Annotated in this window: 21 protein-coding genes; 8 read left to right on the forward strand and 13 right to left on the reverse strand. The window is 63.0% G+C overall.

Features of this window, described 5'->3' with window-relative positions:
• Positions 1-130 precede the first annotated feature (130 nt).
• Positions 131-1,306, forward strand: a complete 1,176-nt coding sequence (locus IVB19_RS25575) for an ABC transporter substrate-binding protein (protein ID WP_247820032.1) — start codon at positions 131-133, stop codon at positions 1,304-1,306.
• 29 nt (positions 1,307-1,335) lie between these two features.
• Positions 1,336-1,791 (forward strand): cupin domain-containing protein, encoded by a 456-nt coding sequence (locus IVB19_RS25580; protein ID WP_007601580.1) that lies wholly within the window; start codon positions 1,336-1,338, stop codon positions 1,789-1,791.
• 9 nt (positions 1,792-1,800) lie between these two features.
• On the opposite strand, the gene IVB19_RS25585 is transcribed toward IVB19_RS25580, so the two are convergent.
• The 4 genes from IVB19_RS25585 to IVB19_RS25600 all read right to left on the reverse strand — a co-directional run bounded on the left by IVB19_RS25585 (position 1,801) and on the right by IVB19_RS25600 (position 7,194).
• Positions 1,801-3,051 (reverse strand): flavin-dependent oxidoreductase, encoded by a 1,251-nt coding sequence (locus tag IVB19_RS25585; RefSeq protein WP_247369609.1) that lies wholly within the window; start codon positions 3,049-3,051, stop codon positions 1,801-1,803.
• 55 nt (positions 3,052-3,106) lie between these two features.
• Complete coding sequence (locus IVB19_RS25590; protein WP_247820033.1) at positions 3,107-5,458, reverse strand: bifunctional salicylyl-CoA 5-hydroxylase/oxidoreductase; 2,352 nt, start codon at positions 5,456-5,458, stop codon at positions 3,107-3,109.
• A 94-nt stretch (positions 5,459-5,552) separates the two neighbouring features.
• Positions 5,553-6,389: an enoyl-CoA hydratase family protein gene (locus IVB19_RS25595; RefSeq protein WP_247488485.1), complete on the reverse strand. Its 837-nt coding sequence runs from the start codon at positions 6,387-6,389 to the stop codon at positions 5,553-5,555.
• A 43-nt stretch (positions 6,390-6,432) separates the two neighbouring features.
• Entirely contained in the window at positions 6,433-7,194 is a 762-nt protein-coding gene (locus IVB19_RS25600; RefSeq protein ID WP_247375016.1) for an SDR family NAD(P)-dependent oxidoreductase, read from the reverse strand.
• A gap of 196 nt (positions 7,195-7,390) precedes the next feature.
• Here IVB19_RS25600 and IVB19_RS25605 point away from each other — a divergent pair, with 196 nt between their 5' ends.
• The 5 genes from IVB19_RS25605 to IVB19_RS25625 are packed head-to-tail and all read left to right on the forward strand — an operon-like array spanning position 7,391 to position 13,115.
• Entirely contained in the window at positions 7,391-8,206 is an 816-nt protein-coding gene (locus tag IVB19_RS25605; protein WP_247375013.1) for an alpha/beta fold hydrolase, read from the forward strand.
• 12 nt (positions 8,207-8,218) lie between these two features.
• Positions 8,219-9,508, forward strand: coding sequence for an acyl-CoA dehydrogenase family protein (locus IVB19_RS25610; RefSeq protein ID WP_247375010.1), 1,290 nt, complete (start codon positions 8,219-8,221; stop codon positions 9,506-9,508).
• A gap of 2 nt (positions 9,509-9,510) precedes the next feature.
• Complete coding sequence (locus tag IVB19_RS25615; protein WP_247375008.1) at positions 9,511-11,034, forward strand: class I adenylate-forming enzyme family protein; 1,524 nt, start codon at positions 9,511-9,513, stop codon at positions 11,032-11,034.
• Positions 11,031-12,119 carry an NAD/NADP-dependent octopine/nopaline dehydrogenase family protein gene (locus tag IVB19_RS25620; RefSeq protein ID WP_247375006.1) on the forward strand — a complete coding sequence of 363 codons (1,089 nt, stop codon included), beginning with the start codon at positions 11,031-11,033 and terminating at the stop codon, positions 12,117-12,119. The genes IVB19_RS25615 and IVB19_RS25620 overlap by 4 nt, the downstream gene beginning before the upstream one ends.
• 3 nt (positions 12,120-12,122) lie before the next feature.
• Positions 12,123-13,115 carry a 3-hydroxybutyryl-CoA dehydrogenase gene (locus IVB19_RS25625; RefSeq protein WP_247375004.1) on the forward strand — a complete coding sequence of 331 codons (993 nt, stop codon included), beginning with the start codon at positions 12,123-12,125 and terminating at the stop codon, positions 13,113-13,115.
• Here the strand turns inward: IVB19_RS25625 and IVB19_RS25630 are convergent.
• From IVB19_RS25630 to IVB19_RS25655, 6 genes are all read right to left on the reverse strand, one after another.
• Positions 13,112-14,158, reverse strand: coding sequence for a 2,5-dihydroxypyridine 5,6-dioxygenase NicX family protein (locus IVB19_RS25630; RefSeq protein WP_247375002.1), 1,047 nt, complete (start codon positions 14,156-14,158; stop codon positions 13,112-13,114). The two genes, IVB19_RS25625 and IVB19_RS25630, sit on opposite strands and share 4 nt — an antisense overlap.
• Before the next feature lie 38 nt (positions 14,159-14,196).
• Positions 14,197-14,961 carry an ABC transporter permease gene (locus IVB19_RS25635; RefSeq protein WP_018454834.1) on the reverse strand — a complete coding sequence of 255 codons (765 nt, stop codon included), beginning with the start codon at positions 14,959-14,961 and terminating at the stop codon, positions 14,197-14,199.
• Complete coding sequence (locus IVB19_RS25640) at positions 14,961-15,746, reverse strand: ABC transporter permease (protein WP_018454835.1); 786 nt, start codon at positions 15,744-15,746, stop codon at positions 14,961-14,963. Before IVB19_RS25640 ends, IVB19_RS25635 begins: the two co-directional genes overlap by 1 nt.
• Positions 15,743-16,588, reverse strand: coding sequence for an ABC transporter ATP-binding protein (locus IVB19_RS25645; protein ID WP_247820034.1), 846 nt, complete (start codon positions 16,586-16,588; stop codon positions 15,743-15,745). Before IVB19_RS25645 ends, IVB19_RS25640 begins: the two co-directional genes overlap by 4 nt.
• Positions 16,589-16,707: 119 nt before the next feature.
• Positions 16,708-18,402, reverse strand: a complete 1,695-nt coding sequence (gene ilvD / locus IVB19_RS25650) for a dihydroxy-acid dehydratase (protein WP_018454837.1) — start codon at positions 18,400-18,402, stop codon at positions 16,708-16,710.
• 78 nt (positions 18,403-18,480) lie between these two features.
• Complete coding sequence (locus IVB19_RS25655; protein ID WP_247335234.1) at positions 18,481-19,464, reverse strand: ABC transporter substrate-binding protein; 984 nt, start codon at positions 19,462-19,464, stop codon at positions 18,481-18,483.
• A gap of 176 nt (positions 19,465-19,640) precedes the next feature.
• On the opposite strand from IVB19_RS25655, the gene IVB19_RS25660 reads away from it, so the two are divergent.
• The gene (locus tag IVB19_RS25660) at positions 19,641-20,567 is read left to right on the forward strand and encodes an NAD(P)-dependent oxidoreductase (RefSeq protein ID WP_247404973.1); all 927 of its coding nucleotides are present in this window, start codon (positions 19,641-19,643) and stop codon (positions 20,565-20,567) included.
• Positions 20,568-20,592: 25 nt separating this feature from the next.
• Here IVB19_RS25660 and IVB19_RS25665 read toward each other — a convergent pair whose 3' ends face one another.
• The 3 genes from IVB19_RS25665 to IVB19_RS25675 form a co-directional block, all read right to left on the reverse strand.
• Positions 20,593-21,138, reverse strand: a complete 546-nt coding sequence (locus tag IVB19_RS25665; protein ID WP_247335240.1) for a flavin reductase family protein — start codon at positions 21,136-21,138, stop codon at positions 20,593-20,595.
• A 9-nt stretch (positions 21,139-21,147) separates the two neighbouring features.
• On the reverse strand, positions 21,148-22,377 hold the full coding sequence (locus IVB19_RS25670) for an acyl-CoA dehydrogenase family protein (RefSeq protein ID WP_247335242.1): 1,230 nt from the start codon (positions 22,375-22,377) through the stop codon (positions 21,148-21,150).
• 185 nt (positions 22,378-22,562) lie between these two features.
• Positions 22,563-23,831, reverse strand: a complete 1,269-nt coding sequence (locus IVB19_RS25675; RefSeq protein ID WP_247375060.1) for a CaiB/BaiF CoA transferase family protein — start codon at positions 23,829-23,831, stop codon at positions 22,563-22,565.
• Between the last annotated feature and the right edge of the window lie 135 nt (positions 23,832-23,966).

Raw genomic sequence — 23,966 nt, forward strand, 5'->3', positions numbered from 1 at the left:
CACTTGCATGCGCCGCTGCCCGCCGGATGACGATGCTTTGAGCTCGCTTGCCGCGGCAGCAATCATCGGCATAAACTTGGATTGAAGTAGCGGCTTGCAGCGCAAGTCCTGTTATCACGGGGGACAGATCATGAAGACGCAAATGACGTTGGCCGCGGCCGCCTTGCTGCTTGGCACCGCGGTGAGCCCTTCCCTCGCCCAGGAAAAAATCAAGCTGGGTGTGATCGTGACCCTGTCGGGACCCGCCGCTGCACTCGGCCAACAGGTTCGCGACGGCTTTGCGCTCGGGGTCAAGGATCTCGGCGGCAAGATGGGCGGTCGCGAACTCGAGGTCGTCGTGGTCGACGACGAATTGAAGCCGGACGCTGCGGTCACCAAGGTCAAGGGTCTGCTGGAGCGCGACAAGGTCGACTTCGTGGTCGGCCCGATCTTCTCCAACATCCTTCAGGCGATCCACCGGCCGGTGACCGAATCGAAAACCTTCCTGATCAGCCCCAATGCCGGCCCATCCACTTTTGCCGGCAAGGATTGCAACCCGTTCTTCTACGTGACCTCGTACCAGAACGATCAGGTGCACGAAATCCTCGGCAAGGTCGCGCAGGATCGCGGCTACAAGCGCATGTATCTGATGGTGCCGAATTATCAGGCCGGCAAGGACTCGGTCGCCGGCTTCAAGCTCGACTACAAGGGTGAGATCGTCGAGGAATCCTACATGCCGCTCAACACGCTGGACTTCCAGCCGGAGCTTTCCAAGATTTCATCGCAGAAACCGGATGCTCTCTTCACGTTCATGCCCGGCGGCCTCGGGGTCAATCTCGTGAAGCAATACAAACAGGCTGGCCTCGCCGACAGCATTCCGGTGCTCTCGGCTTTCACGGTGGATGAATCGACCTTGCCGGCGCAACAGGACGCTGCGGTCGGCATGTTCGGCGGCGCGAACTGGGCGCCCAATCTCGACAATCCCCAGAACAAGAAGTTCGTTGCCGCCTACGAGGCCGCCTATAACGGCGTGCCCGGCACCTACGCCTTCCAGGCGTATGATGCCGCGATGCTGATCGACAGCGCCGTCAAGGCCGTGAAGGGCGATCTCTCGAACAAGGATGCGGTCGCGGCCGCTCTGAAAAAGGCCGACTTCACCTCGCTGCGCGGCACCTTCAAGTTCAACACCAATGGTTATCCGATCCAGGATTTCTACCTGACCAAGGTCGCCAAGCGCGCGGACGGCAAGTTCCAGACCGAGATCGTCCAGAAAGTCTTCGAGAATTACGGCGACCGCTACGCCAAGGACTGCAAGGCGGCGAACTAAGCCGCACGTCGCGTTGAGGGAGGATCACAATGAAGAGCGAAATCACCGGCATTACACGGGCCAATGAGGGAATCCAGGGCATCTCCTGGAACATTCTTGGCCAGACCTATGTGCCGAAGAGCAACACGGAGCACAGCTTCTCCTGGCATGCGACGCTGCCACCGGGCACGTTCGTGCCGCCGCACATCCATCCCGACCAGGATGAATATCTCTACATGCTGGAGGGCAAGCTCGATTTCATGCTCGGCAATTCCGAGTCGCAGGCGACCGCGGGCGACCTGATCCGGCTCGGCATGGGTGTGCCGCACGGCATCTTCAACAAATCGGAGCAGACCGCGAAGGTGCTGTTCTGGGTGTCACCGACCCGCAAGCTGTTCGACCTGTTCTGGGGCCTCCACAACATGAAGGAACAGAAGCCCGAAGACGTGGTGGCGATGGCCGCCGAGTTCAACATCCACTTCCTGCCGCCACCTCCCGGCGGCTAGCAGGGCATCTTAAGCCCGCACCGCCGCAAGTCCCGGCACTGCGGCGAAGCCGGCCTTGGTGGCATAGCCGCGCACGATCGCCTCGCGCTGGGAATAGCTCAGCACGTTGTCGACATTGTCGAAACCATCAGGCGCGAGCTGCTCGACGGCGTCGATGACGCCTTCGGGACCGCCACGCCTATTGGAGCGGACGATATCCGCGGTCATCGGCAGGCGCTTCTTTTCGTATTCAAGCAATGCCTGGCGCGGATGCTCGGCGCGCACCAGCGCGTCAGCGAGGCAGCGCGCGTCGAGGATGGCCTGCGAAGCGCCGTTGGAGCCAACCGGATACATCGGATGCGCGGCATCGCCGAGCAGCGTGACTCTGCCCGACGACCAATAGGGCAACGGATCGCGGTCGCAAGTCGGGTATTCGTAGAACTCGGGCGTGGCCGAAATCAGGCTCTTCACGTCGACGTAAGGCACCGAGAAGCGCGCCACATGCGGCATCAGCTCCTCGCGACGGCCCGGCCGCGACCAGTCTTCCTTGCGTGGCGGCGGGGCATTGCCCTCGCCCACCTTCACCAGCACCGCCCAGTTGGTGAGGCGGCTCGCCGGACTCGATCCCTCCGCAATGGGATAGATCACCACCTTGGCGTTGAGGCCACCGGCGACGATCATCGACTTGCCGGTAAGGAATAGCGGCCAATCCCGCGCACCGCGCCACAGCATCAGACCGTTCCAGCACGGCGGCCCCTCGCTCGGGAACAGCGTGTCGCGGACCCGCGAATGGATGCCGTCGGCACCAATCAGGATGTCGCCGCGCGCGGTATGGATGTGCGCGCCTGAGCGGTCGAAGAAGTACGCGGTGACGCCGCTCTCGTCCTGCGTGAAGGCACCGAGGCGGCAGCCGGTGTGGATGGCCTCCGGCCCGAGCCGCTCCTCGACAGCCCGATGGATGACGCCCTGAAGGCGACCGCGGTGGATCGAGAATTGCGGCACATCGTGGCCGGCGTCGATGCCGCGGGCCTCGCGCCAGACTTCCTGGCCGTGACGGTTGAGGTAATAGAGCTGGTCGGTCCGGATCGCGACATCGTCAAGCTGCTGGAGCAAACCGAGGCCTGCCAGCTCGCGCATGGCATGCGGCAGCGTGTTGATGCCGACGCCAAGCTCGCGGATGGTGTCGGACTGCTCGAAGATCTCGCAAGCGAGGCCCCGCGAGCGCAGCATCAATGCGGTGGTGAGACCACCGATACCGCCACCGACGATAATCGCCTTCATCGCCCTCACTCCACTCGGTACACACCAGGCAACGCGGCCAAATTCGCACGGGCGGTCACTCCGCCGCAAGCGGCTTTGTCGCCTCCGCCTTGAGCTCGGCCCGGGTCTTGGGCTTAGCCTTAATTCTCAGCTCCTCGAGATCCTGCCGGTCGCGCACGCTGTTGCGGAAAATCTGATCTTTTCCGGGAAGATATTGCGGCGGGCAGAACGCGTCGTCCGCCCCGTACCAAGCCGCCGCCCGCATGGTGAAGAAGGGATCGACTAGATGCGGCCGCCCGAGCGCAACGAGGTCCGCCCGGCCCGCAGCCAGGATGGTGTTGGCCTGGTCCGCCGTCGTGATATTGCCGACGCACATCGTGGCCACGCGCGCCTCATTGCGGACCTGGTCGGAGAACGGGGTCTGGAACATGCGGCCATAGATCGGCTGCGCATCGCGCACGGTCTGCCCGGTCGAGACGTCGACGAGATCGACGCCGGCCTCGGCAAAGGCGCGCGCGATCGCCACCGCGTCGTCGCCGCCGATGCCACCCTCGGCCCAGTCGGTCGCGGAAATGCGCACCGACATTGGCTTGTGCGACGGCCACACGGCCCGCAGCGCCTCGAAGATTTCGAGCGGAAAGCGCAAACGATTGGCGAGCGAGCCGCCATACTCATCCGTGCGGGTGTTCGTCAGCGGCGAGATGAAGCTCGCAAGCAGATAGCCGTGGGCGCAGTGCAATTCGAGCATGTCGAAGCCGCAGCGTTCGCCGCGCTCGGCCGCCGCGACGAAAGCATCTCTCACTACGTTCATGCCGGCCCGATCGAGCTCGCGCGGAACCTGACTGTCGGGGAAATAGGGCAGCGGCGATGCCGAAAACACCTCCCAGCCACCCTCCTCGAGCGGACGATCCATGCCGTCCCACATCAGCCTGGTCGCACCCTTGCGCCCGGCGTGCCCCAGTTGCAGGCAGATTTTTGCGGCTGAATTGGCATGGACGAAATCAACAATGCGCCGCCAGGATGCCTCCTGCTCGTCATTCCACAGTCCTGTGCAGCCGGGCGTGATGCGGGCGTCGCGGGCAACGCAGGTCATCTCCGTGAAGATCAGACCGGCGCCACCGATCGCGCGCGATCCGTAATGCACCAGGTGGAAATCGGTCGGCATGCCCTCTTTCGCCGAATACATGCACATCGGCGACACCACGGCGCGATTGGCGATCTCCATCTCACGCAGCCGGAACGGCTGGAACAGCGGCGCCATCGGCTTCTCGGTGTCGACTTCGAAACCGCTATCACGAACACGCTTGGCAAACGATCTTTCGACCTCCGCCACGAAGTCGGGGGCGCGGAGTTTCAGATTGTCATAGGTGATCGCCTTCGAGCGCGTCATCACGCCGAAGGCGAACTGCACCGGATCGAAATCCCAGAAGCGGTCGACATGCTCGAACCAGACCAGCGAGACGTCGGCGGCGTGCTGCGTCTTCTCGACCTCTTCGCGGCGGCCGTGCTCATAGACGTCCAGCGCGGCCTTGATGCTGGGTGCCTTGTCCATTGCGTCAGCCAGCGCGATCGCGTCTTCCATTGCGAGCTTGGTGCCTGAGCCAATCGAGAAATGCGCGCTCGCCTTGGCGTCGCCGAGCAGAACCATGTTGTCCTTGACCCAGCGCTTGCTGCGGATCATCGGGAAGTTGCGCCACGTCGAGCGGTTGGTGAGCAGTTGGTGCCCATCGAGGAACCAGCCGAAGATCTCCGCCATTCGCGCAGCCGACTGGGTCTCGTTCAACCCTGTCAGCCCGGCGCGTTCGAACGTCTCCGGATCGGTCTCGAAAATCCAGGTGGAGTGCCCGGCTTCATATTGATAGGCATGGGCGATGAACGGCCCGCACTCCGTCTCCTGGAAGATGAAGGTGAAGGCATCCAGCGGCCTGGTCGAGCCCATCCAGGCGAACTTGTTGGCACGGAGATCGACTTCCGGCTCGAAATGATCGACATATTTGTCGCGAAAGCGGCTGTTGATGCCGTCCGCGAGCAGGATGAGATCGGCGTCGGCGAAGCGGGATTCGTCCTCGACGTCCGCTTCGAAATTCAGGACGACGCCCAGTTCGCGCGCGCGCGCCTGGAGGATCAGGAGCAGCTTCTGCCGCGAGCAGCCGCAAAAGCCGTTGCCGCCGACCCGATGGACAGTTCCGCGGAAGTGCACGGCGATGTCATCCCAGTAGGCGAATTCCTGGGTGATGCGGCGATAGCTGGGAAGATCGTGCTTCTCGAAATTATCAAGCGTGGCGTCCGAGAACACCACGCCGAAGCCGAAGGTGTCGTCGGCGCGATTGCGCTCGTATACCGCGATCTCGGCGCTCGGCCGCTGCTTCTTCAGCAGGATCGCAGCGTAGAGACCCGCAGGTCCGCCACCGATGATCGCGACTTTCATGGGAGCCTCGCCAATTCAACCCGGCGAAACTATTTTAAGCCTAAAATAATTGCGCGCAAGTCCCCATTGCGGCAGGCTGCCGGCAAAGCCCGGCTTAATCGCCCCTGAAGACCGGCTTGACCTTGTTGGCGAAAGCCTCGAAGGCCCGTTCGAAATCGGCCGTCGTCATGCACAGCGCCTGAGCAATAGCTTCCGCCTCGATCGCCTCCTCCACCGACATCGCCCATTCCATGGCCAGCATCCGCTTGGTCATGGTGTTGGCAAAGGTCGGGCCCTCCGCAATCTGCTTGGCCAGTAGCTGCGCCTGGGGCAGCACCTGCTCCGGGATGACGAGGCGGCTGAAGAAGCCCCAGCGCTCGCCCTCCTCCGCGGTCATGAACCGGCCGGTGTAGAGCAACTCGGAGGCGCGGGACTGTCCGATGATCCGCGGCAGGATCGCGCAGGCGCCCATGTCACAACCGGCAAGGCCGACCTTGTTGAAGAGGAATGCGACCTTGGCCCCGCTCGCCGCAAGCCGCATGTCCGACGCCATGGCGATGATCGCGCCCGCGCCGGCACAGATGCCTTCAACCGCGGCAACGATCGGCTGCGGGCAGGCCCGCATCGCCTTGACGAGGTCGCCGGTCATCCGCGTAAACGCCGTCAGCCCCTTGGTGTCCATCTTCACGAGCGGACCGATGATCTCGAACACATCGCCGCCGGACGAGAAATTGGCGCCAGCGCCGGTCATGACGATGGACTTGACCGCATCGTCGAACGCGCAGGCGCGAAAGAAATCGGTCAGTTCGCGATAGCTCTCGAAGGTCAACGGATTCTTTCGTTCCGGACGATTGAGCGTCACGGTTGCAACACCATCGACGACGGCCAGCAGGAAGTGCTGCGGCGAATAGTCCGCAAGCGGTAAGGTCACGGGATTGGCCGGTCTGCTCATACGATCTCCTTGGCTTCCTTGCTCCGCGCCTTTGCCAAGCGCGCTAAATCTCACCACCGGCAACAGCGATTGCCTGCCCGGTGATTGCGCCGGCGCCCTCGCCGCACAGCCAGAGCACGGCATCCGCGACCTCCCGAGGAGAGATCAATCGCCCTTGCGGATTATGTTTCGCGAGCTCAGCAATGGCCTGCTCGCGGCTCCGCCCCGTCTTTTTCATGATGTTCTCGATGCTGCCGGCGACGAGATCGGTGTCGGTGAAACCGGGACACACCGCGTTGACGGTCACGTTGCTGCCGGCCATCTCGAGAGCGAGAGACCGCACGAGACCGACCACAGCGTGCTTGGCCGCGGTGTAAGCACTGACATAGGCGTATCCCTTGAGCCCCGCCGTGGACGCGATCGCGACGATACGACCATAGGGACGGTCCTTCATCCCGGGCAGCACAGCGCTGACAGCATGGACCACGCCCATGAAATTGACATCCATCATGCGCGCGAACAGGGCGCTGTCGGATTTGGAGAACGGCGCAGACTCGGCGCTTCCCGCGTTGGCGATCAGAATATCGATCGGCTTCCGCGCGCTCGCGTCAGCGATGGCCGTTTTCAATGAGGTTTCGTCCGAGACGTCGGCGACGGCCGCAAAATGCGCTGCCCCTGCGCTGACAGCCTCTTCAAGCGTCGCAGCGTTCCGCCCAAGGACGGTCACCGTTGCACCGGCCTCGACGAGCGCTGCTGCGATGGCGCGACCAATGCCGCGACCGCCACCGGTCACCAGCGCGTGCGGCGAATGCGGTAATCCGGACATGCGCTGGCTTCCTTGCATTCTGCTGATCGCTCTTCTCGATATATTTTAACCTTCAAACTTTTGCAAACAAAGCTCGACTCGGCCGCAAACAGCCGCACGCCGGACCCCGGCCCGAAAATTGCTTTAAGTATAAAATTATCTCTTCCCATCCCTCACAGGCCTGTTAGCATCGAAGGGCCGGACAAAAGGATGTCGCGTGTCGCAGCCTGCGCCAATGATAACAAAGGACGGCCGCTTCGCCTATGAAGCAGCGGGCGATCCGGGCGGGACACCTCTGATTTTCCTGCATGGCATCGGCGGTGCGGCACGGGCCTGGCGGCAGCAGCTTGCCAGATTCGGCGACCGCTTCCACGCGATTGCATGGGACATGCCGGGCTATGGCGGATCGGCGCCGCTCTCCAGCGTCAGCATCGCTGCCCTGGCGGATACGCTTCAGCGATTCATCGAGCAGCTTGGTGCGAGCAAGCCAATTCTGGTCGGGCATTCCATCGGCGGCATGATCGTTCAGCAATGGCTGGTGCAATCCGCGAAACCGGCGCGCGCGGTCGTGCTGGCGCAGACCAGCCCCGCCTTCGGCAAGGCCGACGGCGGTTGGCAGACATCGTTTATCGCCGCACGGCTGGGGCCGCTCGATCGCGGCGAAACGATGAAGTCGCTGGCGCCCTCTCTGGTGAAGGAACTGGTGGGCGACGATCCTGATCCCAGGGGAATGGAGCTTGCACGCGAGTGCATGGCAAGCGTGCCCGAGGCGAGCTATCGCGCCATGATGCTGGCGTTGATTGGCTTCGACCAACGCAGCACCCTCAAGGACATTTCCATCCCGACGCTGCTGCTGTCCGGCTCTAAGGACAACAACGCGCCAGCGCCAATGATGGCGAAGACGGCGACCTACATTCCATCTGCCGAGTATGTCGAGTTGGCCGGTGTCGGCCATCTTGCAAACCTTGAGCGCCCCGATGCCTTTGACGAGGCCCTCGGCCGGTTCCTGAACTCCGTCGCGATCAACACGTAGGATGACTGCGCCATGACCATGCAAGTCAGCAAGACCATCGGCGCGAGTGACAAGGTCGCGCTGGATGCACCGATCTTCGATCCCGTCGCATTCCGACTGAGCGACGAGCAGGCCGGCATCATCGCCCGGGCGCGCGAGATCGGCCAGAGCGTGTTCGCCGACCGCGCCGCGACTTACGATCGCGAGGCGATTTTCCCGTCCGAGAATTATCGCGACCTGCATCGCGTCGGCCTGCTCGGTATTGCCGTGCCCAAGAAGCACGGCGGCCTCGGAGCGAATTATCAAACCTACGCCCTCGCGGCAGCCGAAATCGGCCGGTATTGCGGCGCGACTGCGCTCACGTGGAACATGCATGTCTGCTCGACGCTGTGGTCGGGCCCGCTCGCCGACGATCTCGACATGGATGCAGAGACCCGGAACGAGCACGAGGGGCGGCGTGCAGTCCACTACAAGCGCATCGTCGAGGACGGCGCGATCTATTCGCAGCCCTTCTCTGAGGGCGGCGCGGCAGCGGCAGGCGGGGTCGCTTTCGGCACGGAAGCAAGGCCGGTCGAGGGCGGCTGGATCGTCAACGGCAAGAAGATCTTTGCATCACTCTCCGGCCATGCGGACTATTACGGCGTTCTCTGCACCGAGATCGAGGAAGGCGAGAAGGCTTCGCGCCGCAACACGCTTTACCTCGCCATCCCTGCAAAATCGGAAGGCGTTTCGGTCGTCGGCGACTGGGATCCGCTCGGCATGCGCGGAACGGTCTCGCGCACGCTGCTGTTCAGGGACGTGTTCGTGCCGGCAGATTCGGCGCTGATGCCGCGGGGCGTCTATTTCCAGGCCGCGATGCGCTGGCCGCACATGTTCCTGACGCTGTCGCCGACCTATATGGGCCTTGCGCAAGCCGCCTATGACTTCACCGTGCGATATTTGCGCGGCGAAGTACCGGGCATGCCGCCGGTTAAGCGCAGGATGTATCCGACCAAGCAGATTGCGGTCGCGCAGATGCAGATCAAGCTCGAGCAGATCAAGGCAATCTGGTTCCAGGCGGTCACCGAGGCGCGAGCCAACCCGAGCAAGGAGCAGGTGCTGCGCGCCTATGCCGCGCAATATTCGGTGATGGAGGGCGCCAATGAGCTCGCCGCGCTCGCGATCCGCACCTGTGGCGGTCAGGCTATGCTCCGCTCGCTGCCGCTCGAGCGGATCTATCGCGACAGCCGCTGCGGCTCGCTGATGTTGCCCTGGACAGCCGAGCTCTGCCTCGACCGGATCGGGCGCGAGGCACTGTACGAGGCCGGCGAAACGGACGACTGACGGTGGACCTCTGTAGTCTGATCGATCGCAACGCGGCGTTCGCGCCAGACAAGACAGCCATCGCCTTCGAAGGCGAACGGTTGAGCTATGCAGCGTTCGCTGCACGGATCGAACGAACGGCGGCGACATTGAAGCAGGAGCTCGGCGTCGCCCGGGGCGACCGCGTGGCCATCCTCGGTCTGAACCGGCCGGACTATCTGGTTCTGCTCTATGCCTGCGCGCGACTCGGCGCGATGCTGGTGCCCCTGAACTGGCGGCTGGCTGTCGCCGAGCAGCTTTTCATCCTCAATGATGCCGGCGCCAAGGTCCTGGTGCTCGAGCAGGCATTTGAGGGAATTCTTGCCGAGCTCGAGGGCACTGCAATTGTCGGGCTCGATTTCGAACCGCCTCACGGCACGACGTTCGAAAACCTGTTGGCTCGGAGCCGGGGCACCGGCCGCAACCCGCACACCGATCTCTCCTGCCCGCTCCTCATTGTCTACACATCGGGAACGACCGGACGACCGAAAGGCGCGGTGCTGCGCCAGGAGGCGTTGTTCTGGAACGGCGTCATGAGCCAACACATGCACAACATGACGTCTGACGACCATGTGCTGACGCTGCTGCCGTTCTTCCACGTCGGTGGCCTCAACATCCAGACCACGGCGGCGCTCCAGCTGGGCGCGATGGTCACGGTTCACGCACGCTTCACGCCGGACACCGCGCTTGCAGCCATCGAACGGGAGCGGCCGACCTTGACCGTGATGGTGCCGGCGATCATCCAGGCCGTAAGCGAGCATCCCGCCTGGACCACGACCGACCTTTCGTCACTCAAAGCCGTCGCGACCGGCTCGACCATCGTGCCGCCGCATCTGATCGACCGTTTCGTCGCGCGTGGCGTCCCGGTGCTCCAGGTCTACGGCTCGACGGAAACATGCCCCATTGCAGTCTACACCCGGCTTGGTGGCGATCTCTCGCGCGCGGGCTCGACCGGACTTGCCGGCCTGTGCTGCGAAGCGAAAGTGATTGATCAGGCCGGCAACGAGGTGCCGGCGGGCGCACCGGGCGAGATCGCGGTGCGCGGCCCGAACGTGTTCTTCGAATATTGGGGCAATGCGGACGCCACGCGCGATGCGCTGCACGACGGCTGGTATCATACCGGCGATATCGGCCTGTGCGACGCGGACGGCTATTTCTGGGTGCGCGACCGCAAGAAGAACATGATCATTTCCGGCGGCGAGAACATCTATCCGGCGGAGGTCGAACGCGTCCTGCTCGAACATCCCGATGTCAGCGAATGCGCCGTGATCGGCCGGCCCGATCCACGCTGGGACGAGGTGCCTATCGCCTATGTGATCCCGCGATCCGGCGGTCGACTGGAAGCAGACGCGTTGAAAGTGCATCTCCAGGCCCAGCTCGCCCGCTACAAGGTTCCGCGCGACATCATTTTCGTCACGGACCTGCCGCGCACAGCGCTCGGCAAGGTCCAGCATTTCCTGCTGAAACAGCTTGATGCGCAATCGCGCACGCAAGGAGAAGCATCTTGAAGATTGCGGTTCTGGGGGGAGGAAACGGCTCTTTCGCGGCCGCAGGCGATTTTGCGCTGTCGGGACATGAGGTCCGGCTCTGGCGCCGCGACGCGGATCAGGTCGCAGCACATCGCGCCGCCGGCTCGCGCGTCCTGGTGAAAGATCATAACGGCCGTCATAACGTGAAATTGGCGCTGGTGACGACCGGCATCGCCGAGGCCGTCAACGGTGCAGAGCTGATCCTGTGCCCTGCCCCCGCCTTCGCGCAGACTGATATCGCACGCCTGCTTGCTCCACATCTGCGGGATGGACAGGTCGTGTTTCTGCCGCCGGCGACCTTCGGCTCGATGATCTTCGCCCAGGCTGCGCGGGATGCGGGCAACCACGCCAAGGCGAGCTTTGCCGAAACCGGGACCTTGCCCTGGCTAACCCGCAAGCACGGCGCGTTCGAGGTCGCGATCACCATCCGCGCCAAGCGACTGCCGGTCGGCATTTTCCCGCTCGATCAGGCGCCGCGCGCACTTGAGGTGATCGGACAGGCTTTCCCCGGCGCAATCGAGCCGTGCGGAGACGCTCTTTCGGGGGCGCTGATGAACGCAGGCCCGATTATCCATCCGCCGCTGATCGTCATGAATGCAGGCTCGATCGAGCATTTCGAAAAGTGGGACATCCACAAGGAAGGAACGCAAGCCGCGATTCGCAGGGTCACCGACGCGCTCGACGGCGAACGGATTGCCGTGCGTGAGGCGCTCGGATATGGCGCACCGCATTTTCCGCTCGCCCATCATTATGCCAAGGAAGGCGAGATCTGGATGTACGGCCGCGGCTCGCATGACCGGCTGACCGATTCCGGCGACTGGCGCGAGCGGATCGTGCTGACCGAGCACCGCTATATGAGAGAAGATTTGCGGCTTGGGCTATCGCTGCTGGTCTCCGTCGCCGGCTTGGCGCGCGTGGCTACGCCGCTGGCCAAGGCATTCCTGGCCATTGGCGGCGCAGTTTGCGGTGAGGATTTCGCGCAAGGCGGCCGGACCCTCGAGACGCTGGGACTCGGCAATCTCGACAAAACCGCATTGCAAACGCTTCTTCGCAAGGGATTTTAAGCGATGACCAGCCGAGCCATCATCGCCTGTCTCGGCGCCGGCCGCATGGGCCGCGGCATCGCCGTCGCGTTTGCCTATGCGGGGCATACGGTCACGATGATCGACATCAAGGCCCGTTCAGTGGAAGATTTCGCCAGGCTGCAGGCCGATGCGCTCGGCGAAATCAGCAAGACCTTTGCCAGCCTGTCGAAGCTGGGGCTATTGACCGAGGCGGATGTTGATCCGCTCATTGCGCGGGTCTCGGTGGTGCCGGCCAGCCAGAGCGAGGTGGCACTGTCCGATGCGGGAATTGTTTTTGAAGGAGTCCCCGAGGTCGTCGAGCTCAAGCGGGATGTGCTGGGGGCGGCCTCAAAACAAGTCGGCCCCGATACGATCATCGCATCGACGACGTCGACCATCCTTGTCGACGATCTCTCGGGCGCGATCGTGAATCCTCGCCGCTTCCTCAATGTGCACTGGCTCAATCCGGCCTATCTGATCCCGCTGGTCGAGGTTTCGCCAGGCAAGGCCACCGATCCCGCCATCATCGAGGACGTCAAGGCGCTACTCGAAGGCATCGGCAAGGTGCCGGTGGTCTGCGCGGCGACACCAGGCTTCATCGTCCCGCGCATCCAGGCGCTGGCAATGAACGAGGCCGCGCGCATGGTCGAGGAAGGCGTCGCCAGCGCCGAGGAGATCGACAAGGCGATCCGCTACGGCTTCGGCTTCCGCTACGCCGTGCTCGGGCTGCTCGAATTCATCGACTGGGGTGGCGGCGACATCCTCTACTATGCCAGCCGCTATCTCGAAGGCGCGCTCGGCAGCGACCGCTATCGTGCGCCGGAGGTCATTTCGCGGAACATGCACGAGGGCCGGATCGGCCTGCGCACAGGTGCGGGCTTTCTCGACTATTCCGGCATGGACGTCGACGCCTATCGGACAAAACGGCTTCAGGCCATGGTCGACCTGCTCCGGCACTTTGACCTGGCTCGCCCGCCTGTGCTCGATCGGACCTAGCCGAAGACGTCCTGAAGCACCCCTTCACGCACCACGGCGACGCCATCGAGCTCGATCGTCGTCCCCATCATCGGCAGATCGAAATGACCCGCCGTGTAGCGGCCGGCGAATTCGTTGGCACCGGTCGAGAACAGAAAGTTGCCGGAGACAGCGCGAATTTCGGTGCCGTTGGTGTCGCGCTGGTCATACATCGACAGCGCCTCGTAGCGCGCACCCGGATTCATGCCGAACCCGACATGCGAGACCGCATAGGCTTCCCGATCGCCCCAAGCCGCAAGGTAGGCACGCATCATTGCGGCATCAGTGCCCTCGCCTTCCAGCTCGACGACATAATCGTCCTTCAGTGTCATCTTCACCGGCGATGTCAGGTAACGCTTGAAGGTCAGGTTGATGTCACCGGGCGCCATCACCAGCGTGCCATTGATCGTTCCGCTCTTGGGGAAGCTGACGACGATGCCTCCAGGCCAATGCGCCAGCGTACCGGGCTTGTCCGTCCACCCCCACACGCCGACCGTGGACGCGCCGACCATATCGACGTCGAGCGCCGTGCCGGCCTTTGAAGTCACCCGCATCCGCTGGGTCCCGCGCAGCATCTTCGCCGCCGCGCGAACGCGCTTCTCGAGTGCGGGATCCGGCACCATCCGTTCCAGCGCCTCGGGATGCTCGTTGGAGATCACCAGGATACGCGCCCCGGCTTTCAGGATCTCGGGTGTCTCCACCGCATGCATCAGGCCCTCGATGGTGCAATCCACCACAAAGCCCGCCTGTTGAAGCGCGGTGATCACCGGGCCAAGCCGCTGGATCGCCTCGCTTGCCCCTGTCGAGCGAACCGGAACGATATTCCGGTTACGCGGGGTCGGCATGACCACGTGAAACGGTCGCGCGCCCATGCGCAGCAGCGCGAGCTCCGCCAGGTGAACATTCAACGCACGTGACTGGGTTTCCGAGAGGATCGCCGCGGTATCGCCCGCCTTGACCGCGCATCGCTCAAAAATCTCGCAAAATGCGTCGATCCATTTTGCTTCGATGCGATCAGCCAGCATGGTCTTACTCCCGGTCTTCTGGTTTCTTCTTCGTCAGTTCATGCTTCGGGGAAACCCCGCAGCAGGTACGCGCGCACGGCCCCCAGCAGGCCATTGAGGATCAGGCCCAGCAGCGAGATCGTGATCAGCGGCACGAACATATCGACGGCCTGAAAGGTCCGGGCCGCCGTGACGAGGACATGTCCGAGCCCATCGCTCGACGTGATCATCTCCGCCAGAAACACCACGATGCAGGAAATGACAAGGCCGATCCGGCAACCGGTCAGGATCGACGGCATCGCCGCCGGCAGCACCACTTTGAACAGGATCTGATAGCGCGGCGTTCCCGCCGCCATGGCCGACCAGATCAGCTTCTGCTCCACCGTTGAAGCGCCGTAATAAGTAGACAACAAAATGGGAAAGAGTGCATCCGCCGCGACCAGCGTGATCTTCGATCCGTGACCGAAGCCGAGCAGCAGCAGCAATGCTGGATAGAGCGCGACCTTGGGCAACGGCGCGAGCACGCGAACGATCGGCCGGACCACGGCGTTGATAGCCGGACTGGCGGCGGCGGCGATGCCGATGCTGACACCGAGCACGACCGCAATCGCGAAGCCGGCAAACAACCGGATCAGGGTCGCCGCGATCTCCTGCTGAAACGTCCATGTCACGAGTTGCTGGAGCAGCCTGCCGAAGACATATCCCGGCGGCGGCAACAACACCGCAGGCGCGAAGCCAAATGATACGAGGCCCTGCCACAGCGCGATCACCAGCACGATCGGCGCGAGCCCAAGGATGATGCTGGTGGAGCGAAGCTGCGGCATTATGAGAAGCTCAAGGGCAAGTCGAACTGCGGTTCAGACCAGCGCACCAGCCTTGCGCGGACCCGCTCGAAGATTGCATCCAGGCAGATTCCCATCGCGCCGATGATGATGATCATCGCAAAGACGGTGTCGTATTGGCCCATGTCGAGCGCGTTGAACAAGATGTTGCCGGCGCCGGACTGACGCGCGATCATCTCGCTGGTAATCATCGTGATCAGCGCCAGCACGAGTCCGGTGCGGCAACCGGTCAAGATTTCCGGCAGCGCCGCCGGCAGTACGATCCGGACCAGCCGTTGCGCAGGCGAAAGTCCCATCGCTGCGCCCGACCACAGCATCTTCTCTTCCACCGCCCTGGCGCCCTCGAAGCTGTGATAGATCACGGGCAGGCTGACGCCGAGGAAGATCACCAGCGTCTTCGTGATGTCACCGACGCCGAGCCACAGCATGATGATCGGCATCAAGGCTGCCTTCGGCACCGGGTAGATCACCATCAGGAGCGGATTGAAGAAAGCCGCGACGGCCCGGCTGCGGCCCATCAACAGGCCGAGTGGGATCGAAACCGACACCGCTATGCCAAACCCGACCGCCATGCGGCGGAGCGAGGCCAGGATGTTGATTAGCGCTTCCTTGTCTCCGAGGATGTCCGGGATTGCACGGATTGCCTCAATCGCCGTGGGGAAGCTGTCGTTCTTCAGCGCGAGTGACGCAACCTGCCATGCCGCAAGAAGCCCGATGCAGGCAAACACCGGCGCGGCACGCTTGGCAAGGGCCGTCAGCGATGTCATGACGCCGATCCCGTATCTTCGACCTCGTCGAACATGCGCTCGATATCGACGACGTATTTCTGGTAGCGAGGGTCGAGCAGCAGCTCGCTGCGGCGGCGCGGCCGCGGCAGATCGATGTCGATGACCTCGCGGATGCGGCCGGGCGATTTCGACATCATCACGACTTTGTCCGACAGGAAAACTGCTTCCTCCACAGAATGCGTGACGAACAGCACCGTCTTGCGATCACGCTCCCAGATGTTCAACAGATCGTTCTGCAGCCGCGTTCGCGTGTGAGCATCGAGCGCGCCGAACGGCTCGTCCATCAACAGAACCTCGGGATGGTAAGCCAGCGTTCGAGCCAGCGCCACGCGCTGCTTCATGCCGCCGGACAGTTCCTTGGGATAGAAGTTCTCATAGCCCTTGAGCCCGACCATTTCGATCAAAGCACGGCTCTGTGCTTCCGCCTCGGCGGTGCGCACGCCTTGTTGGCGAGGGCCGTACATCACATTGCCCAGCACGGACTTCCACGGAAACAACGCGAATTCCTGGAATACCGGACCGCGATCCGGCCCTGGTCCCGTGATCGTCCGTCCCCTGATCTTTGCTGAGCCACTGGTTGGGCTGACGAAGCCGCCGACGACGTAAAGCAATGTCGACTTGCCGCAGCCGGATGGACCAAGGATGGAGACGAAGGCTCCCTCCTCGATCGCCAGCGAGATGTCCGATAGCGCCACATGGTTCTTGCGCGCCGAGGTCTGAAATACCTGCGAGACGCTCTCGATCTCGATGATTGCAGAAGCCGGTTTTTGCGGCGTCACCGGTCTCACCCATCCGCCCGATCTCGAAGGCACTACCTTCATCTCGTCTCACTTCATTCGCGCGAACCCTGCGCAACAGGCTTGCTGAACATCCTCCGTCAGCGACGCGAGCTTAGCAAGAAACTTGCCAGCCAGTGGCTGTTTCCGGCAGGTTCGCCGCGTCATCCGAACCAGGGCCATTCTGCGGGGCCCTCATGCGTGACGGCTCCGCCCGGTGCCTGGCCAACCAACCGCGCATATTTCGCCAGCGCGCCTGCACGGTGACGAGGCGGACGCGGCTTCCAATCGTGTCGGCGAGCAGTGAGTTCCTGCTCGTCGACCAGCATATCCATCCGCCGGTTCGCGGCATCAATCCGGATCCTGTCGCCATCGCGTACCAGCGCGAGCGGGCCGCCGACGAAGGCCTCGGGAGACACATAGCCGATGCACATTCCGCGGGTGGCGCCGGAGAACCGTCCATCCGTGATCAGGGCCACCTTCTCGCCCATGCCCTGGCCGTAGATCAGCGCGGTGACGCCGAGCATCTCGCGCATGCCGGGACCGCCCACCGGCCCTTCATTGCGGATCACGAGAACCTCGCCCGCCTGATAGGTGCGATCACGAACCGCCGCGACGCAGGCCTCCTCGTCTTCGAAAACGCGCGCCACGCCTTCAAAGAATTGGTTCTTAAGGCCCGCGACCTTGATCACCGCGCCATCGGGACAGAGGTTTCCCTTCAGCACGGCCACACCACCATCTGGCATGATCGGGGCACGAGCCGCGTAAACAACCTCTCCGTCAGGTGCGTTGGCGGCGCCATATTCTTCGGCAAGTGTACGGCCCGTGATCGACAGGCAACTGCCATCAATATGCCCGCTCTGGATCAGTTCCCGGATCACCACGGCAGCGCCGCCGATATCGTAGACATCCTTTGCCGTATATTTGCCTCCCGGCCGCAGGTTTCCGATCAGCGGCGTCCTGGCAAAAACCTCGCCGACATCATCGATCGTGAATGCGATCCCGGCCTCGTTCGCGATCGCCGGCAGATGCAGCGCAGCATTGGTCGAACCGCCCGTGGCAGCCACGATTGCCGCACCGTTTTCCAGGGATTTCCGCGTCACGACGTCGCGCGGCAACGGCCCGCCGCGCTCCAGCATCTCCATGATGAGGCGCCCGGCCCGCCTGGATATCTGCGCGCGCTCGGCATAGACACCTGGCACCATCGACACGTTGGGAATGGTGAGACCCATCGCCTCCGAGACCATCCCCATGGTGTTGGCAGTGAATTGGCCCGCACACGCGCCGATGGTCGGCAGGCAGGCGCGTTCGATCCGTTCGAGCGTGGCACCGTCGATCTCTCCGGTCATGAAGCTGCCGACAGCCTCATAGGAGTCGAGCACGGTCAGGGTCCGCCCGTCGACGCGGCCCGGCAGCGCGCTGCCGCCATAGATGAAAATGGCCGGCACGTTGCACCGGACCATGCCCATCATCACGCCGGGAAGCGTCTTGTCACATCCGCCGTAGCCTATCAATGCATCGTAGGCGAGACCATGGACGACGGCTTCGATCGAGTCGGCAATCAGCTCCCGCGAAAACAGGGAGAACTTCATCCCCTCGTGATTCATGCTGATACCGTCGGAAACCGACACGGTCGAAAATTCGCGCGGCGTGCCGCCGGCCTCCTCGATTCCGGTCTTGGCCGCCGCGACCTGAAAGTCGTGCGTCATGTTGCAGGGCGTCTGTTCGCCCTTCATGCTGACGACGCCCACCATCGGCTTGGCAATCGCAGCGTCGTCGAGCCCCATCGCGCGCATGAACGCGCGGTGCGGAGCCCGGTCGAGGCCATCCGTCGTGATCCGAGATCGGAGCTTCTTCATACGTGCATCTTCTTCGTGCAACGTCCCGGGTCATCCCGGACGCCGCGACCTTCTCGCTCGGTTCATTCGCCCGATCGCCTACTGCAACGGAGCGACAATCGTCGGATGCTTGAATTGCGCGACATCCAATTTTGGCAGCATCCCGGTCTCCGCGTAGATGTCCAGCATCTTCTGGATCGCGGGGAAATTCGGTGCCGCACCGGGATCGCGGCCGAAATCATTGTCCTTGAGCAGGTAGGTCTCGAGAACCGGAATAGGTGCCTTCAGAACTTCGTTGACGACTTTCAACGTCTCTTCGCGGTTCGCCAGCGCTTTCTTCATGCCGGAGGTAATGTCACGCACGTAAGCCTTGACCAGTTCCGGGTTCTTGTCGACGAAATCGGCACGGCAGGCTTCCAGGATGTGCACGATGTTCGGCATCGCCTGCGACAGCGAGAACAGTTTGCGCGTGCCGCCCTTTGCCTCCGCGCGCGCGGCAAATGGCTGGTTCATGTTGACCGCATCGACGCGGCCCTGCCGCAACGCATCTTCGGAGACGGCAAAGCCGACCTCGACCAGCTTGATGTCCTTGGCCGGATCGATGCCATTCTGCTTCAGCAACAGATTGAACGGGCCTTGGGTGCCGCCGCCGATCACGGAGATTCCGACCGTCTTGCCTTTGAGATCGGCGATCGTCTTGATCGGGGAGTCGTCCATGACAGCCCAGTAGACCGAGAAACCACCGGCCTTCTCGAAGACATGCTGCGCCACGATGTAGGCCTTGAGGTTGCCGCCAACCACGCCGTTGGCGAGCGACAGCGGCGCCTGGGTCGCGCAATCCAGCGCGCCCGCCGCCAACGCCTGCGTCATCGGAGCGGTGCCCTGAAACTGGGTCCATTCGATGTTGTAGGCCTTGCCGATGTTGGGAAACTCAGCCGGGCGGCGCATCATCCAGTATTTGGATTCCTCGGCCGGAATCGTCCAGCCGACGCGAATTGTCTGCTGCGCCCATGACGAGCCTGCGCCCGCGCTCACGGCCGCTGCCGCCCCCAAAGCCAGGATCCACTTCGAAACGGTTCGCATCGTGCCCACTCCGCTGCCCAGGCGCCGACCGGCGCCATCCAACCCGACCGTGGCAAATGTTTCATGATTAAAACAATCAAGCAAGCCATGCAGGCCGCGCGGTTTCGTCGTGGGATACACCATGTATGGTAGTGCAACGTCGCGCGGCGTCGTGGAGGGATAGATGGAGGCAACCTATGGCTGAAGGGAGCAAGACAAACCCGCAAGGCGTCGAGCGGCTCGGCTATCTCGGCCTTGGACTGATGGGGACACCGATGAGCCGGCGCCTGCTCAACACCGGCCATCAGATCACTGTCTGGAACCGTTCGGAAGGGAAGATGGCCGCGCTCGTCGAGGCCGGTGCCAGGCGCGCAGCCAGCCCACGCGACTTGATGGAGAGCTCGGACATCGTCTTCATGTGCGTGACGGATGCGGCCGCCGTGGAAGATGTGATCTTCGGGCCTGCGAGCATCTCAACTGCGCCCGGCGCGGGTAAGCTCGTGGTCGACTTCTCGTCGATCCATCCTGACGCCGCACGGGATCTTGCAACGCGATTGTTAGCAGCGAACGGCGCTGGCTGGATCGACGCGCCGGTGTCCGGTGGTACCAAGGGCGCCGAGGAAGGCACGCTTGCAATCATGGCAGGCGGAAGAGCCAGTGACATCGAGCGGGTCCGCCCCTACGTGCTGGCTATGGCACGAAGGTTCACCCACATGGGCCCGACCGGCGCGGGGCAGACCACAAAGCTGTGCAACCAGGTGATCGTCGGATGCGCGATGGCTGTTCTTGCGGAGGCAACACGCCTTGCCGTGAACGCCGGAATCGATGCCAACCGATTGCCCGAAGCACTCGCCGGCGGCTTTGCTGACTCCATTCCGTTGCAGCTGTTCGTGCCGCGGATGGTCCAGGGCATTCACTCACCCCCGCTTGGTCACATCGCTACAATGCTCAAGGACCTCGATACCGTCGCCGATGTCGCGCAGACGACGTCGACGCCGGTGCCCATGGCCTCGCTTGCCGGACAACTTTTCAGGCTCGCCAAGGCCGCGCGAGGCGCGGATGCGGATGCGCTCGAAATCTACAAGCTTTCGGCGGGGAGCGCTGAACCGTCGAGCGCGAACTGAAGCACGCGGGCTGTGACTGCTTGCGCTAGCCGTCGGCGAGAAATCGGCCGAACGCGCCGCGCGCGAAGAGCAGCGGCTCCTTCGCATTGTAAGTATAGGCCTCGACCGCACCGAGAAAGATCACGTGGTCGCCGCCGTAATAGCGATTGACCGAGCGGCATTGAAAATTGGCGACGCTCTCGGCGAGCACCGGCGCGTTGCCGAGGCCCGGCGTCCACTCGACACCGGTGAACTTGTCATCCGACGATTTAGCGAATTTGCTCGCAAGCGCCTGTTGCGAAACGCCAAGCACGTTGACCGTGAAATGACTGGCGTTCTGGAAGATGGTCAAGCTGGAGGAATAGACGACCAGGCTCCAAAGAACCAGCGGAGGATTCAGCGAGACCGAGGCAAACGAATTGCACGTCAGGCCAAAGGGCTTGCCGTCAGGAGCCGCGGCTGTGATGATCGTCACCCCCGTGGCGTAGGTGCCTAGCGCACTGCGGAAATCACGGGGATCGATCGGCGAGCTGTCGCTCGCGAGTTCGTTGGCCGGATCGGGAACGCCCGGCTGCTTCGGCAGATCATTCATCGGCCGGCCTCACAGCGTGAGATTCTCGGACGGCAGGCCCAACGCCACGCGTCCATAATTGGTCCCGGCTGCATCGAAATTGAACGCGAGATGCGAATTGATCGCGTGCGCATCGCGGAACTGCCGCTGCAACGCGCCCGTCGTGAACAGGCCCCGTGCTCCGCTCGCGGCAAACAGCATCGACACCGCATCCGTGCAGAAGTTTACTGAAAAAGCGCCGTCGCGCCGATATCGGGTCTTGGTCGCCATATCGGGGATATGACCCCGCCTTGCATCCTCCATGGCATTCAGACAGGCCGAGCGCATGATCAGGCGTGCAGCGTCGATCTTCGCCGAGGCCTCAGCGATCTTGATCTGGGTGCTTTGAAAGTCGCTCAGCCTGGCGTGGTTGTAGGTGGAAATGCGATGACGGACGACCTCCGCATAATCGTCGAGACACGCCTGCGCGTTCCCCAGCGCGACGCCGGAGAGAACGTAGGGAAACAGCGAGAACACCGGGAGCGCATACAGCGGGTTGGGATTGAGCTTGCTTCCCGGCGTCGGACCGCCGTCAAGATCGCCGACCGCGACTGTCATGTCGTCGGGCACGAAAGCGTCCCTGACCTCCACGTCGCAGGACCCTGTCCCGCGCAGCCCCGCGACATTCCATGTGTCGAGGACCTTGTAGTCGGCTTTCGGCAGCAGAAATATCCGATACTCGATGCCGTCTGCCTCGTCGTCGGAGTAGACCACGCTTGCAAGCATGTTCCACGCGCAGGAGGCAACGCCCGAGGAGAACGGCCAGCTGCCGTGGAGCCGGTATCCGCCCTCAACTCGCGTGGCACGTCCGGCCGGAAAAATGAACGAGGACGCGATTAGCGCGTCCGGGTCACGGCCCCAGACCAGATCCTGCGCCGTCGGCTGGAACATGCCGAGCATCCAATGATGGCTCGCCAGATTGGCCAGATTCCATGCCACCGAGGCGTCTGCTTGTCCGAGCAGGTCCGCGCAGTCGATCAAGGCGACATAATCGAGTTCTGCGCCGCCAATGCGCTTGGGCTGAAGCATTCGGAACAGGCCGGCGTCGTGCAGATCCTTCTCGGTTTCCGGCGGCAGATGCCGCAACTCCTCCGTCCGTGCTGCCCGCTCTCGCAGCCGTGGGACGAGCGCCCGGGCCTTCGCGACCATTGCCGCATGGGCAGGTTCATCGGATTGCACCGCAGCGGGCCGGCCCACGCTCGGCTCTTGACCAGGCGCCATTCGTATCCCTCGCTTTACGCATTTATGCGGCGAGACCCTTGCCAAATCAAGCCGGCGCAGCGCTGTCGGAGTATGGTCGTCCTGAACAAGGCGCCGGAAGGATGCGATACCGCGAAGGTGGCGGCATTGCCAAGCCATGATACGCCATCCGCGCGACGCCTGGCCTGTAGGTTCGCCCTCCAGGCTCAGCCTGAGGTCGAGGGTTTGCCCGACCCGAAGACGCCCTTTTGGGTGAACTGCGATATCCGACGCTCGTCATAACCGAGCGTATCGCGCAAGACCTGCTCCGTGTGCTCGCCCAGCAACGGAGCAGCCACAGGATCAACCGGGCCGGTCAAGCTCATGGCAATCGGCGGCTCGATGTTCGGGACCCACTCTGCCGTACGATGCGGAATCCGGTTCAAGCGATGGCGCGCTCGCGCCTCCGGTGCATTGAACCCCTCCTCGACCGTCCGGAGATAGCCAACCGGGATATTGGCCAGCTTCATCTTCGCCATCCAGTTCTCGAGGGTATCGCTTGCAAAGACCTCCGCGATGGCTGCTCGCAAAAGCTCCTTGTGCTCGGAGCGGGCTTTGCGCGTTGCAAACTGCGGATCGGTGATGAGATCGGGCCTGTTCAGCACTTCAACCACCAGCCGGCGATAGAGCCGGTCATTCGCGCAGGCCATGTAAAGCGGTCCATCGGAGGCCTCGTAGACGCCGACGGTAGGTGAGCCACTTGGCGAATTACCAAACCGACCGGGATTTTCGCCGTTGATCAGATAGGCCATGCCATAGAAACCGGTCATGCCCATCGCGACGTCGAACAGGGCGACCTCGACATGCTGACCGCGATCGAGCCGATCCCGCGCCAACAGCGCCATCAGGATGGCGTTGCAGGCAGACATCCCCGTCGCCATGTCCACGATGGGCGGGCCGGTGCGAACCGCAGGGCCATCGGCAAATCCGTTGAGCGACATGAAGCCGCTTTCCGCCTGCGTGATCGGATCAAAACCGGGACGCGAGGCAAACGGTCCGGTGCGCCCGTAGGCGGAGATCGAGCAATAGACTAGCCGCGGATTGAGCGGCGCAACAGCTTCATAGTCGAGGCCAAATTTCTTCATGACCCCGCTGGAGAAGTTCTCGACGACCACGTCGGCCTTGCGAATCAAATCCAGCGCGATCTCACGAGCCTCCGGCACGGTAAGGTCGAGCGTGATGCCACGCTTGTTGCGATTGAGGCTCAGATAGGCAGCACTCTCTCCACCGATCTCGGCGTGTTCATACGCACGCGTGTCATCGCCTCCGTCTGGATTCTCGATCTTGATGACGTGCGCGCCGAAATCAGCAAGCGTCTGCGTACAGGCCGGGCCGGCAACCACACGCGTGAAATCGACGACCAGCAGACCATCGAGCGCGGTAGGCGCGCCCGTCGCCCGCGTCGAACGCTCCGGCAATTGAGGCTTGGTGGGCATCGACGGCGCTCCCTTACATCGGCTTATCGTTGCCGAATTTCCCGCAGGAGCAAACTTAAAGCCCGGCACCGCTGAATTCGCAAGTGCTCCGCCCGCATCGCTTCAATACGCAAAAAGGGCCCGGCAGCTGTCAAG

The organism is Bradyrhizobium sp. 187 (assembly GCF_023101005.1).
Taxonomy (GTDB): Bacteria; Pseudomonadota; Alphaproteobacteria; order Rhizobiales; family Xanthobacteraceae; genus Bradyrhizobium; species Bradyrhizobium canariense_D.